General features: G+C 69.5%; 6 protein-coding genes. 1 reads left to right on the top strand and 5 read right to left on the bottom strand.

All coding sequences use genetic code 11. The features are described from left to right. Positions 1 to 66 precede the first annotated feature (66 nt). Both MC375_RS08655 and mrcB read right to left on the bottom strand, forming a co-directional pair. On the bottom strand, positions 67 to 549 hold the full coding sequence (locus MC375_RS08655) for a tetratricopeptide repeat protein (protein ID WP_242102871.1): 483 nt from the start codon (positions 547 to 549) through the stop codon (positions 67 to 69). Between the two features lie 51 nt (positions 550 to 600). After that, complete coding sequence (gene mrcB, locus MC375_RS08650; protein WP_242102870.1) at positions 601 to 3,075, bottom strand: penicillin-binding protein 1B; 2,475 nt, start codon at positions 3,073 to 3,075, stop codon at positions 601 to 603. 131 nt (positions 3,076 to 3,206) lie between these two features. Here mrcB and MC375_RS08645 point away from each other — a divergent pair, with 131 nt between their 5' ends. Continuing rightward, positions 3,207 to 5,312, top strand: a complete 2,106-nt coding sequence (locus MC375_RS08645; RefSeq protein WP_242102869.1) for a glycosyltransferase — start codon at positions 3,207 to 3,209, stop codon at positions 5,310 to 5,312. Between the two features lie 8 nt (positions 5,313 to 5,320). Here the strand turns inward: MC375_RS08645 and MC375_RS08640 are convergent, their stop codons facing one another. The 3 genes from MC375_RS08640 to hrpA all read right to left on the bottom strand — a co-directional run bounded on the left by MC375_RS08640 (position 5,321) and on the right by hrpA (position 13,229). Then, the gene (locus MC375_RS08640) at positions 5,321 to 6,922 is read right to left on the bottom strand and encodes a hypothetical protein (RefSeq protein WP_242102868.1); all 1,602 of its coding nucleotides are present in this window, start codon (positions 6,920 to 6,922) and stop codon (positions 5,321 to 5,323) included. A gap of 35 nt (positions 6,923 to 6,957) precedes the next feature. Continuing rightward, positions 6,958 to 9,141 (bottom strand): bifunctional (p)ppGpp synthetase/guanosine-3',5'-bis(diphosphate) 3'-pyrophosphohydrolase, encoded by a 2,184-nt coding sequence (locus MC375_RS08635; RefSeq protein ID WP_242102867.1) that lies wholly within the window; start codon positions 9,139 to 9,141, stop codon positions 6,958 to 6,960. Positions 9,142 to 9,212: 71 nt separating this feature from the next. Then, positions 9,213 to 13,229, bottom strand: a complete 4,017-nt coding sequence (gene hrpA / locus MC375_RS08630; protein ID WP_242102866.1) for an ATP-dependent RNA helicase HrpA — start codon at positions 13,227 to 13,229, stop codon at positions 9,213 to 9,215. Between the last annotated feature and the right edge of the window lie 192 nt (positions 13,230 to 13,421).

Raw genomic sequence — 13,421 nt, 5'->3', positions numbered from 1 at the left:
CGCTCGGCGAGGTTTGGCGGAACTTTTCCGCGCGCCCACCGCGCATCCGCATCCGCATCTGCATGTTCAGAATCGCTCGAGCGCCGCCACCTTGCACGCCGCAAGCTGCTTGTTGGCCTCCGCTGCTCCCGCGCCATCATTGGCCGCATAGCGCACGGCACGGACCGTCGCCCAATGGCGGCGACACAACGGCCCGACCTTGGCTCCGATCTCGTAGGCGCGGCGCGCGCGCTGCTCAGCGCCAGCGAAATCCTTGAGCAGCAGCGCGGCTTCGGCGCGTTCCTGCAGCACCGCCGGATCGTCGGGCGTGATCGCCAGCGCCTTGTCCAGCGCCGCTGCCGCGTCTGCGTACTGCTTCTGCTGTTCAAGCGTCACCGCCTGCTGGCGCAAGTCCTCGACCATCGGATCGCGCAGCGGCTGCACCGCCAGTTCGCCTTCGCCGTTGCCGGCCGCAGCGCGGACGGCCGCCACCATCTGCGTGGGATCGGCCTGCGCCGGCTTGGTGGGCTGTGGCGCCGGCGTCGATCCGCAGGCGCACAGCAGAGCCATTACAGCACTCGACACAAACAGAAAGACGGGGCGGATCGGCAACTGCATGACTCACTGCTCCGGGATCGGTTGCGGTTGGGGCGGCGGAGGCGGAGGGGCCGGAGCAGGTGCGGGCTCCGGCTCGCCCTGGCGCGCGGGATCCTGCTCCTGCGGCTCGTCGCGGTCGCCGAAGCCGAACCAGTCGCGCCAGCTGCGGCGTTCCTCGCCCCCGTCCCCGTAGGCGTCTTCGCCATACGGGTCGACCGGTTCCGCATAAACGCAGGGCTGATGCGCCGGCACATAGCCCTTGACGAAGGGGAAGCGTCGCGCGCCCGGGCAACCGGCGTCGGTGGAGTAGGACTGCGAAACCCAGGCCCATTCGATGCCGGTGTTGTCGACCTCGAGCGGTGCCGTGGGCAGGCGTGCGAACAGGTTCGACCACACCCGCATGCCGCCGGTGGCGCCGTACAGGCCGGTGGGCTTGTTCTCGTCATTGCCCACCCAGACCACGGCCAGATGATCGCCGGTCCAGCCGGCGAACCAGCTGTCGCGGCTGTCGTTGCTGGTCCCGGTCTTGCCCGCCGGCTTGAGCCTGCCGCGGCCGTCGCTGATCAACTGGCGTCCGGTGCCACTGGTCACCGCATGCTGGAGCGCCAGCGTGACCAGCCGAGCCGACAGCGAGTCGCGCTCGGTCGCCGCCTGCGGCGCCTTGTCGTAGCGCTTGAGCAGCTTGCCGTTGCGATCGAGCACGCCACGCACCAGGCGCAGGGTCTGGATCTCGCCGCCGGTCGCGAAGAACTGGTACGCCTGGGCCATGGCATACGGGCTCTGGTCCACCGAGCCCAGGATCAGGGCCGGATTGCGCGGCGCGTCGAACCCGGCCAGGGTGCGCAGCAGGTCGGCCAGGCGGTCGGGCGTCACCTGCATGCCCAGGCGCACGGTGGCCTGGTTGTAGCTCTGGGCCAGCGCATCGATCATGCGCACGCTGCCGTGGCTGCGGCCATCGGAATTACCCGGATTCCAGCGCTTGCCGTTGTCCAGGCGGATGTTCACCGGTGAGTCGTCCAGCCAGGTCGCCAGGGTCCAGCGCGCCGGATCGGCGAGCGCCAGCAGGTAGACGAACGGCTTGAGCAGCGAGCCGAGGGGGCGCTTGGCCTCGATCGCGCGGTTGAACCCGTGTTCGGCGAAGGAACGGCTGCCGACCGCGGCGACCACGTCGCCGGTATGCGCATCGGTGACGACCATTCCCGCCTGCAGCGGCACCTTGCGCTTGCCCAACCCATCGAGCGTGCGCGTGACCGCTCCTTCTGCGTAACCCTGCGCCGAGGGCGCCATACCGCTCATCACGCTCAGGCCGGCGCCCTGCAGGGTTTCGGCGGGATAGTCGACCGCCAGCTGGCGGCGGATCAGGTCGACGTAGGCCGGGAACCGGTTGGCGGCGATGCTGCCCGCTTCCTTGGTCACGCCCAACGGCGCCCGCTTCGCTCGTTCGAACTCGGCGGCATCGATCAGCCCGGCTTCGTGCATCTTGGCCAGGGCGAAGTTGCGCCGTTCGGTGGCGCGCTCGGGATGGCGGCGCGGGTCGTACAGCGATGGGCCGCGCACGATGCCCACCAGCAGCGCGATCTGCTCGGTGCTGAGGTCGCGCTGGTCGCGGCCGAACCAGAATTCCGAGGCCGCGGCCACCCCGTGGATCGCCTGCGCCCCGCGCTGCCCCCAGTACACCTGGTTGAAGTACGCTTCCAGGATCGTGCGCTTGTCGTAGCGCATCTCGATCAGCATCGCGTACAGGATCTCGTTGAACTTGCGCTTGAGCGTCTGTTCGCGGCCGATGCCGAGCAGGCCGCTGCGTGCGAGCTGCTGGGTGAGGGTGCTGGCGCCCTGCCTGGCTTCGCCGGAGCGCATGTTGACGAACATGGCGCGCGCGATGCCCGACAGGTCGATGCCGTGGTGACGGGCGAAATCCCGGTCCTCCACCGCCTGCAGGCCGGTGACCAGCAGCTCCGGCACCTCGTCGATCTGCACCAGGCGCCGTTCTTCCTGCTTCTGCCCGTACAGCGTGGCGATGCGTGCCGGGTCCAGGCGCACCGATTTCACCGTGCGCCTGCCGACCAGATCGCGCACCTGCGACACGCGACCGCCCGACAGCGTGACCTCGATGCGGCTGGGCGCCACCGGGCCGGTGATGTCGTTGAAGCCGCGGCTGGCGATCTTCCAGCGGCCGCCATCGCGCAGATAGCTGCCCGGCCGCTCGCCGCCGCCTTCGCGGTAGGACGCGGCGTCCAGCTCGGTCTTGAGCGTCTGCGCGTCCATCGCCAGACCGGGCGACAACTGCAGCGGGCGCCCGTAAACACGCGTGGGCAGCTGCCATTGCAACTGCCCGAACCGGCTGCCGACCTGATGATTCAGGTACAGGGTGTAGGGAATGAGGAAGCCAAGACCGAGGCCGACCGCCGCAAGTCCCCAGGTCAGAAGCCGCCGGCGCCAGTCCGGCGTCTCGCTGTCCAGGTCGGAATCGTCGTCTTCGTCGTAATCGATGCGGGCCAAGGCAGAACCATGGGATGCGACAATGGCGGCTGGTGCCGCGCGCGTACCTGTCGGAGCTGGCGAGTCTAGCGCAGCGTCCCCGGCCGGCCCGAGTGCCCCCCTCTTCTACAGTCAGCCGGAGTTCCGTTGGTATGTCGTGGTCGTTGGCCGATGCGCGATTCCTGCTGCAGCGCGCGTCCGGCCTGTCCCGTCGGGGGTTGCTGAGCCTGCGTACCCGGGGCTGGCGCACGACCTGGGAGCGACTCATCGCGCAGTTGGGCGTGCTGCCGCCCAGGCTGCGTGAGCCACTGTGGTTCCCGGAGGGCGAGCCGACCGCTCCCGCAGCCATTTTTTCCGATCCCGCACCGCGCGCGAGCATCGTGATTCCGGTGTTCGGCCAGCTCGCCCATACCCTGCGATGCCTGCAGGCGCTCGCTGCGCATCCCCCGCACGCAGGCTGCGAAGTGATCGTGGTCGACGATGGTTCTGCGGATGACACGCAGCAGGCGCTCGCTGCCATCGCCGGATTGCGTTACCTCCGCCGCGAAGAGAATGGCGGATTCATCGCTGCCTGCAACGACGGGGCCGGAATCGCACGCGGCGAGTACCTGGTGTTCCTCAATAACGACACGATCCCGCAACCGGGCTGGCTGGATGCGCTTCTGGCACCTTTCGCCTCCCAGCCCGCCGCGGGACTCGTCGGTGCGCAGCTGCGGTATCCGGACGGGCGGCTGCAGGAGGCCGGCGGGGTGGTGTTCTCCGACGGCAACGCCTGGAATTACGGGCGCTACGGAAACCCGGACGATTGCCGCTTCGCATCCCTGCGCGACGCCGATTACGTCAGCGGGGCTGCCATCGCGATCCCGCGCGAGTTGTTCCGCTCGCTTGGAGGATTCGACGCGCACTACGCCCCCGCGTACTACGAAGACACCGATCTGGCTTTCCGGGTGCGAGCATCCGGCAGACGCGTGCTCTATCAACCGGACGCGGTCGTCGTGCACGAGGAAGGCGCAACGTCCGGCACGGACGTCGCCAGCGGCATCAAGGCCTACCAGACGCGCAATCGCGAGCGTTTCGCGCAACGGCATGCACAGGCGCTGGCTGCTTTCGGCGACGCGTCGGTGGCGCCTTCGCCAGCAAGCGTGCACCGCACGCGACGGCAGATCCTGATCATCGATGCGCTCACGCCAACACCGGATCACGATTCTGGCTCGCTGCGCCTGGTCAATCTGATGCGCCTGCTCATCCACCAAGGCGCACATGTAGTGTTCCTGCCAGCCAAGCGCACGCACGCGGACGAACACACGCACACCCTGCAAAAGCTGGGCGTGGAGGCCTGGTACGCGCCCTACGCCGGTCGCGCCACTGCCTGGCTTCGCGAACATGGTCCGCGCTTCGACACCGTGATGATCTGCCGCCACTACGTAGCGCGCGAGTTCCTTCCGCTCGTGCGCCGGCACGCGCCTCAGGCGCAAGTCGTCTTCGACACGATCGACCTGCATTACCTGAGGGAGCAGCGTGGCGCGGCGCTCGCCGGGGACGGTGCGCTGGCCCGCGCTGCGGCGCGCACGCGCGCGTTGGAACTGGACATTATCGCGCGCAGCGATCTCACCCTCGTGGTCAGCGAAGCCGAGCGCGCGCTCCTGGCCCAGGACGCGCCGCAGGCGCGGGTGGAAGTGCTATCCAACCTGCACCAGCTTGCCGACGATGGCTCGCCCTACGCACAGCGCCAGGACCTGGTGTTCGTCGGCGGCTTCCGCCATCCGCCCAATGTGGACGCGGTGCGCTGGTTCGTCGAAGAAGTCTTCCCACTGATACGTGCCGGCGAGCCCGGGATGCGGTTCCACTGCATCGGCGGCCACGTTCCGGCGGTCGTGCAGGCGCTGGCGGCACACGACGGCGTGCTGGTGCACGGACACGTCCCCGACATCGGGCCCTATATGCGCGGCTGCCGGATCGCACTGGCGCCGCTGCGTTACGGCGCGGGAGTCAAAGGCAAGATCAATCTGAGCATGGCGCACGGCCAGCCAGTGGTGGCGACATCGGTCGCGGTCGAGGGCATGCACCTGCGCGACGGTCACGATGTGCTCGTCGGCGATGACGCAGAAGCCTTTGCCGCTGCGGTGCTGCGGCTATACCGCGACGAATCGCTGTGGCAAAGCCTGGCGACCCATGGCCGGGAGAACGTGCAACGTCATTTTTCGATGGAGGCGGCAGCGGAGACGGTGCGACGGGTGTTTCTCACCGGCGCACGCTGAGCGGAGCTTCAATCCCGCGAGGCCGAAGCCGCGCGCAGGCGGGCGCGGAAATCCTCGATGCCCGGTGTCGCGCGATCGATGGACTCCGCAGACCGCAGCGCGGCGGCCGCAGACGCGACCTCCCCTGCTCCCAGCCGCTCGGCACCGACCGCCAGCCATCGCTGCGCCAACCTGCGCCTGGCCTGCCGGGTGACGCTGCCTTCGCCTTCCAGGGCGATCCATGCGTCCAGGCAAATGCGCGCGCGCCCCAGGTCGTTGCGCGGCAATTCGCGTTCGAAGCATTGCTTCGCCGCCGGCACCAGGCGCGCCTGCGCACGTGCGACCCCCGGATGGGCGGGGGCCAGCGCGCGCGCGGCGCGCAGTTTGTCGTAGGCGCTGTCGCCCGGCGGAGTCAGCAGATCGCCGCGCGCCTCGGCCTGCGCCGCTTCGCGCAGCAGGGTGTCGACACGCGAGGCCTGACGCCGGCTGGCGGCAGGCGGCAGCAACCGTGCGCGGGTTCTTCTGGCGTCCGCGATCCGATTCGCCGCGCGTTCCACCGCCTCGGAGCCGGGTGCGATCGCCCGGGCTTCGCGCAGTGCAGCCTCTGCGCCGCGGAAATCGAAGTCGGCCGCGGCGCGCTCGGCGCGCATGGCATGGGCTGCTGCCACCGCGGCCATCCCGCGGGCCGCGACGGCGTCTTCGGCATCGATCTGCAGCAATTGCCGGTATTTCCCGGCTGCCGCCTGCAGCTCGCCGCGGCGACGGTCGCGATCGGCACGCTGGCGCAGCTGCTCGATCGCGCGCGTCAGTTCGCCCTGACGCTGCGGAAGGTCGACATGTCCGGGGTCGTAGCCGCGCGCCGCGGCGATCATGGTCGCGGCTTGCCCGACCTGGCCCGACTGCAGCGCTCTGCGCGCCTGCTGCAGCAGCTCCGACAGCGCGTCTTCCCGGCCTTCCAGTGCGCGCAGGTTGTCCGGACGCAACGACAGCACGCGCCGATACACAGGCAGGGCCGCATCCCCGGCACCGTCCAGCCGCCCCTGTTCGCGCGCCACCTCGGCCTGGGCGAGCAGCCCTTCGATCCCTGCCACGTCGGCTTCCCGGGCGCGCAGGCGCGCGGCGACGGCCTCGGCGCTGGCACGCGGCACCTGGAGCTCACGCGCCAATGCCAGCTGCCGGTGCGCCAGCGCAAAATCGTCGCGTCGCAACGCCGCATCGGCCTGGGCAAGCGCGGCCTGCGCTACACGCGCAAGACCGGTGCGCGCTTCGTTACGGTCCGGATCGATCGCGATCGCGGCCTCGTACAGTTCGCGTGCGCCGCTACCATCGCCAGCGGTGAGATGTCCACGCTCCAGCGCGAGTGCCGCCTGCTCGCGTAATGCCTGGGCGCGCGTCTCGGGCCATATCCAGTCGGCCAACGGGCGCCGCAGCAGCACCGCCGCCAGAATCAGCATCGCCACCACCACCATCCATGCCAGGCGGCGCGCGCGCGGCATGAGCGGGCGGCGGTCGCGCGCAACTTCGTGGAAATCGAGCTGGTCCACCCGCCCCCAGCCCGGCTCCTGCCGGCGCGGGCCGGGCAGCGCGCGATGGGACTGCGGCTCGGGGTGGATGGGCGGGCTGGGATTCACGCGCGCAGGATAGGCGTATGACGGGCAGCGCGGCGTCACGCCCGCCGCGTCGACTCCACGCCCGAGAGCTGCTCGATCTTCCCCAGCAGGCGCGCCAGCTGCCCGAAATCCCGCACCCGCACCCGCAACCGCAACCGCACGCGATGGCCGCGCTGGGATTCGCTGTGGATGTCCAGCACGTGCGCATCTTCCTGTGCGATCAGGTTGGTCAGGTCCTTGAGCAGGTGCTTGCGGTCGAGCGCCTCGACCAGCACGCCGGTTGCGTGTCCGCCATCGCTGCGTCCCCACTCCACCGGCAGCACCCGTTGCGGCTGCGTCGCCGACAGGCGCAGGAATGCCGCGCAGTCCGCGCGGTGCACGGTCACGCCCCGGGCACGGGTCAGGTAGCCGGCGATGGGCTCGCCCGGCAGCGGCTGGCAACAGCGCGCAATCTGGACCAGCAGATTGCCCATGCCGACGACGGTAAACCCGGGGGTGCCGGCACCGGACGGCTTGCGCGGTTGGCGTGGCGCCGGCTGCGCCGAACCGGAATCCTCGCCCGCGCGCTCGTGCTCGAGCAGGGCGCGCCCGACCTGGTGCGGGCCGACGTCGCCCAGTGCCACCAGCACCAGCAGGTCTTCATAGCTGGCCACGTTGAACTTCGCCAGCACCGGAGTCGGGTCTGCCTGCAGCAGGCCCAGGCGCCGGAGTTCCTTCTCGAGCATCTCGCGCCCGGCCTGCAGGTTGCGCGCGCGGTCGAGCTTGTGGAACCACGCGCGCACCTTGTCGCGCGAGCGGGCGCTGGCCAGGAAGCCATTGGATGCCAGCAGCCAGTCGCGGCGCGGCTCGCCGGTCTTGGCCGTCAGGATCTCCACGCGCTCGCCCGTGTGCAGCCGGTAATCGAGCGGCACGATCCGACCGTCCACCTTCGCACCACGGCAGCGGTGGCCGACCTCGGTGTGCACGTGGTAGGCGAAGTCCAGCGGCGTGGCGCCCGCGGGCAGGTCGATCACCTTGCCCAGCGGCGTGAGCGCGTAGATCCGGTCTTCGACCAGTTCGGTGCCGAAGTTGCCGGACAGCGCCTGCTCGCCCTCGCGCCCTTCGGCGCTGGCTTCCAGCAGGCGACGCATCCATTCGATCTTGCGGTCGTTGGCCGCATTGGCCGCAGCGGACCGCTGCGAGCCGCCGCGGCCCCCATAGGAATGTTCCTTGTAGCGCCAGTGCGCGGCCACGCCGAGTTCGGCCTGCGCATGCATCTCGTGGGTCCGGATCTGCACTTCGAGGGTCTTGCCTTCGGGTCCGATCACCGCCGTGTGCAGCGAGCGGTAGTCGTTGTTCTTGGGCCGGGCGATGTAGTCGTCGAATTCGCCGGGCACCGGCGCCCACAGCGCATGCACCGCGCCCAGCGTCGCGTAGCAGGCCGCGACATCGTCGACCAGCACCCGCACCGCGCGCAGGTCGTAGAGCTCCCCGATCGGCACATTCTTCTTCTGCATCTTCTTCCAGATGCTGTAGATGTGCTTCGGCCGCCCGGCGACGTCGGCGACGATCTGCTGATCGCGCAAGGCGGCGCCCAGTTCACGCTTGACCTGCTCGATGTAATGCTCGCGGCCGGTCCGCTTGTCGTCGAGCAGGCGCGCGATGCGCCTGTAGGTGTCCGGTTCGAGGTAGCGGAAGGCCAGATCCTCCAGCTCCCATTTCAACTGCCAGATGCCCAGGCGGTTGGCGAGCGGCGCATGGATGTCGCGGGTGAGGCGGGCAAGCGCCTGGCGCTCGTCCTCTGGCAGGTCGCGCGACAGCCGCATCCGCGCCAGCTGCTCGGCCAGCAGGATCGGGACCACGCGCAGATCGCGCACGATCGCCAGCAGCAGCCGGCGCAAGCCTTCGGCATTGCCACCGGCCGACTGCCCGGCGTGCAGGCTCCATACCTGCGCTGCAGCGCGCTGGCCCTCGAGCAGCGGGGCGATTTCCGGATGCGTGCGTTCGAACGCCGCCATCTCCTCCACCGGGACGGCATTGAGTGCATGCACGAATGTCGCCGCCAGCGTGTCGGCATCGGCATTGAGGACGGAAAGCAGTTCCAGCGTATCCGCGAGCACGGCGTACCGTCCCGGCTCGGCGGGTCCGGCCCGGCGTGCGCACCCCGCCAATGCATCGCGCAACGCCTCGGGAAGCGCCGACAGCGGCGGCTGCGCAAGCAGGCTTTCGAATTGTTCGTTCCGGAGGTGCACGGCAGCCATCAACGCGATCAGCGTCCTACACTAGCGGTGTCCGTGCCTGCCGGCAAAACCATCGACGTCGCATTCGCAGGTCACGCCGACCGCTGCAGCTGGGCCAGGCGCGCGGCGAGCTTCTTCGGCGAGATGCCGCCCTTCGCGCCCAGCTCCTGCGCGAACATCGACACCCGCAGCTCCTCCAGGTCCCAACGCACTGCCTGCCAGTCCGGGTCGCCCGGGTGTTCGGACAGGGCAGCGGCCACCGCGTCGGCGAAGGGCTTGAGTTCGAGCATGCGCGCCTGATCCTTCGCCGGATCGCGCAAGGCGCGCTCGGCGCGCAGGGCGAGCGCCTTGAGGTAGCGCGGATATTCGGCAAGCGCGGCAGCAGGCACGTCACGGAGGAAGCCAGGAGGCAGCAACGCCGCGAGCTGGGCCTGCATGTCGTCGAGGTTGCCGCGCGCCCAGCCGAGCAACCTGCTGTCGAGCCTGGCGCGCACGGCGGCGACCTGGCCCAGGATGACTTCGGCCTGCTGCAGCCGGCGCATGGCTTCCGGGAACAGCGCCGTGGCGATCGCATCGCGACGCTGCGCGAACGCGCCGGCATCGCGGACCTGCTCCAAGCCGTCGGCGGCGAGCGCCGAGAACGCGCCTTCGACCAGATCCTCGCGCAGACGATCGCCCTTCGATCCGCCCGTTTGCGCCGTGGCCTGCAGCTGGCGCGGGGCCGCGGACTCGATCGCTGCATACAACAGCCCGGTCTTGGCCTGCACCGGCAATTGCTTGCGCGCCTGCTTGAGCCGGTCGGCCAGCGCGATGGCCAGCAGCCGGCGCACGCCCTGCGGATGCAGGCGGTGCGCCACCGCGCGATCGGCGTGCACCACGAGCGAAGCGCTGTCGCCGTCTTCCTGCAGCGAGGGATAGGCTGGCACGCCGCCCGCACCGGGCACCGATTCGGGGATCGGTGTATCGGGAAAGGCGATCAACCCCGGTTGCGCAAGCCCTGCTGCCGCGTGCGACGCGAATGCCTGTGCGGCGCGGGCGCCGAAGCGTTCGCGCAGCGCAGCGAGGTCGCGCGATTCGGCGAGCACGCGACGGTCGCTGGCTCGCTCCCCGGCGATGTCGAGCAGGCGCAGGTTCGCGTGCAGATGCGGATCGATCGCCGCCGGTTCGAAATCGGTCGCGGAAATCTCTACGCCGGCCAGGCGCTTGAGGAACCTGGCGAGCGCGCCCTCGATGCTGTCGGCCTCAGGCGCCGGATGCGCCTCTGCGAAGGCTTTGGCAAAGTCCGGCGCCGGCACGAAATTGCGCCGCAGCGGCTTGGGCAGCGACCGGATCAGCGCCGCCGCCTTGTCCTGGACGAAGCCCGGCGCGAGCCACGACAGCCGCGCCGGATCGAGCGCATTGAGCAAGTGCAGCGGCACGACCACGGTCATGCCATCGTCCGGCGCGCCGGGCTCGAACCGGTAGCGCACCGCCAGCCGGGCATCGCCCAAGGCGATGAACGCCGGGAATCGCGAAGCGTCGCTGCCGTCGCCGACCAGCAGGTCGTCGCGGGCCCATTCGAGCGCCGCTTTCTCGTCCTTCGCCAGTTTGGCGAACCAGGCATCGAGCGCCTGGGCACTGACGATGTGCGCGGGGATGCGCGCGTCGTACCACTGCGCCTGCGCCTCCTCGTCGATCACCAGGCCGGTGCGCCGCAGCTTGGCTTCTTCCTCCCGCGCCGATTCCAGCGTCTTCAGATTGCGCGCGAGAAAGGCGCCGCGCGTGTTGATCTCGCCCGCGACCAGCGCATCGCTCAGGAAAATCGCGCGTGCCTCGACCGGGTACAGCGCGCCGTAGTGCACTGGCCGCTTGGGCGCCAGCACCAGGCCGAACAGGCTGATCTGCTCGCTGCCGATCACCCGGCCCTGCGCGCGCGACCAGCGCGGATCGTGGTGGCGCCGCTGCAGCAGATGCGTCAGTTCGTCGATCGCCCAGTCTGGCTCGATCGCGGCATTGGTCAGAGCCCAGACCTTTTCGGTATCGAGCAGGGTCGCCGACAGCACCCATGGCGGTGGCTTGCGCGCGAGCGGCGAACCAGGAAACAGCTGGAACTTGCGCCCGCGCGGACCATCGTAGAGGCCCCGCTCGACCAGGTGCCCGAGCTGGGTGGGCAGGCCGGCGAGCAGGGCGCGATGCAAAAGTGCATAGGAACGAGGAACGAGGAAGGAGGAACGAATGCCCGATGGATCGGCTTCGCCCACACTTGTTCCTCGTTCCTTTTCACTCGTTTCTCGAATTCCCCATCCCAGTTCCTCGCACTGCAGCTTCAGCTGCCGGTGCAGCTCGCGCCATTCGCGCAGACGCAGGAAACCCAGGAAGTGCTTGTCGGCCCACTTGCGCAGCTGCGACTGAGTCAGCTCCTCGTGCGCCTGGCGATAGGCATCCCAGAGTTTGAGGATCCCGACGAATTCGGATTTCGCGTCCGCGAATTGCGCATGGGCGTTGTCTGCCGCCGCGCGCGCATCGGCGGGGCGCTCGCGCGGGTCCTGGATACCGAGGAAGCTGGCGATGACCAGCATCTGGTGCAGGCAACCATGCCGCTGCGCGGACACCAGCATGCGGGCGAGCTTCACGTCGATGGGCAGCCGCGCCATGCTGCGGCCGATCGCGGTGAGCTTGCGCTCATCGTCGACCGCGCCCAGCTCGGCCAGCTGCTGCCAGCCGTCGGCGATCGCGCGCGCATCGGGTGGTTCGAGAAAAGGAAACGATTCGATGCTGCCCAGCCCCAGCGAGAGCATGCGCAGGATCACCCCGGCGAGCGCAGCGCGCCGGATCTCCGGGTCGGTATAGGCCGGGCGCGAGGCGAAATCAGCTTCGGCATACAGCCGGTAGCAGATGCCCGGCGCGATGCGGCCGCAGCGCCCCTTGCGCTGGTCGGCGCTGGCTTGACTGACCGGCTCGATGTGCAGGCGGTCGAGTTTCTGCCGCGGGCTGTAGCGCTTGACCCGGGCCAGGCCCGGGTCCACCACGTAGTGGATCCGCGGCACGGTGAGCGAGGTCTCGGCCACGTTGGTGGCCAGCACGATCCGTCGCTGCGAGCCTGGGTGGAAGACGCGGTCCTGGTCGCGTGCGGACAGGCGCGCGTACAGCGGCAGCACTTCGGTGTGCCGGTATTTGCGCTGCTCCAGGGCCCGGTGCGCGTCGCGGATCTCGCGCTCGCCGGGGAGGAAGATCAGGGTGTCGCCCATGGAGCGGTCCCGCGCAATCTCGTCGCAGGCGGCGACGATCGCGTCGAGCACGCTGCGTTCGCCTCCTTGCCCCTCGCCTGAGGCGCCGCGCGCGCCGGCGGCAGCGGCCATGTCGCCTTCGCCCTCCAGCGGCCGATACCGCACTTCGACCGGAAACCCGCGTCCCTCCACGTTCACCACCGGCGCGTTGCCGAAGTGCGCGGCGAAGCGCTCGGTGTCGATCGTGGCCGAGGTGACGATCACCTTCAGGTCGGAGCGCCGCTCCAGCAGCTGCTTCAGGTAGCCGAGCAGGAAATCGATGTTGAGGCTGCGTTCGTGCGCCTCGTCAACGATGATCGTGTCGTAGCGTGAGAGCCAGCGGTCGGTCTGGATTTCCGCAAGCAGGATGCCGTCGGTCATGAACTTGACCGCGGTCTGCTCGCTCACGTTGTCGCTGAAGCGCACCTGGAAGCCGACCGCGCCGCCCAGCGGCACCTGCAGTTCCTCCGCCACGCGTCGCGCCACGGCCCGCGCCGCGATCCGACGCGGCTGGGTGCAGCCGATCAACCCGGCCGCGCCGCGCCCGGCCGCCAGGCACAGCTTGGGCAGCTGGGTGGTCTTGCCCGAGCCGGTTTCGCCGGCGATCACCACCACCGGATGCGAGCGGATCAGTTCGACGATCCGCTCGGCTTCGCCGGCGATGGGTAGATCAGGCACGACAGGGGCTTGCGGCAGCGCGGCAGCCCGGGCGGCACGCGTCGCGACCGAAGCCTGCAGTGCGGATTCGAACCCGGCCCGCGCACCCGCATCGCCGGGCTTTGCCTTCCACTTCGACCATAGGCCGAGCAGCCGTCCGCGATCACGCGTGCAGGCGGCGTCCAGACGCCGACGTGCCTGGCTCAATGCCCGCTGGTTCGGCGCGTGATTGTTTTCGGCTTCGATAGGCTGCATGAATTCGTACGAACGATAACTTTCATTTCAACGATGCACGTACCTGGCGTATGGTCAGCGCATCCACGAAAGGAGTGCCCCCATGGCCAAGTCGAAAAGCGGCAAGTCCAACAAGTCGAAGAACCCCCCGGCCGGCGCGGTTCC

Origin of the sequence: Lysobacter sp. M2-1 (assembly GCF_022662495.1) — a bacterium.
Taxonomy (GTDB): Bacteria; Pseudomonadota; Gammaproteobacteria; order Xanthomonadales; family Xanthomonadaceae; genus JAKPBU01.
This window is presented reverse-complemented; position numbering and strand designations above follow the sequence as displayed.

What these genes read in the sequence shown, in the direction of transcription:
- MC375_RS08635 (WP_242102867.1), bottom strand. Translation starts at nt 9,141, where the DNA reads ATGGCTGCCGTGCACCTCCGGAACGAACAATTCGAAAGCCTGCTTGCG.
- MC375_RS08655 (WP_242102871.1), bottom strand. Translation starts at nt 549, where the DNA reads ATGGCTCTGCTGTGCGCCTGCGGATCGACGCCGGCGCCACAGCCCACC.
- MC375_RS08645 (WP_242102869.1), top strand. Translation starts at nt 3,207, where the DNA reads ATGTCGTGGTCGTTGGCCGATGCGCGATTCCTGCTGCAGCGCGCGTCC.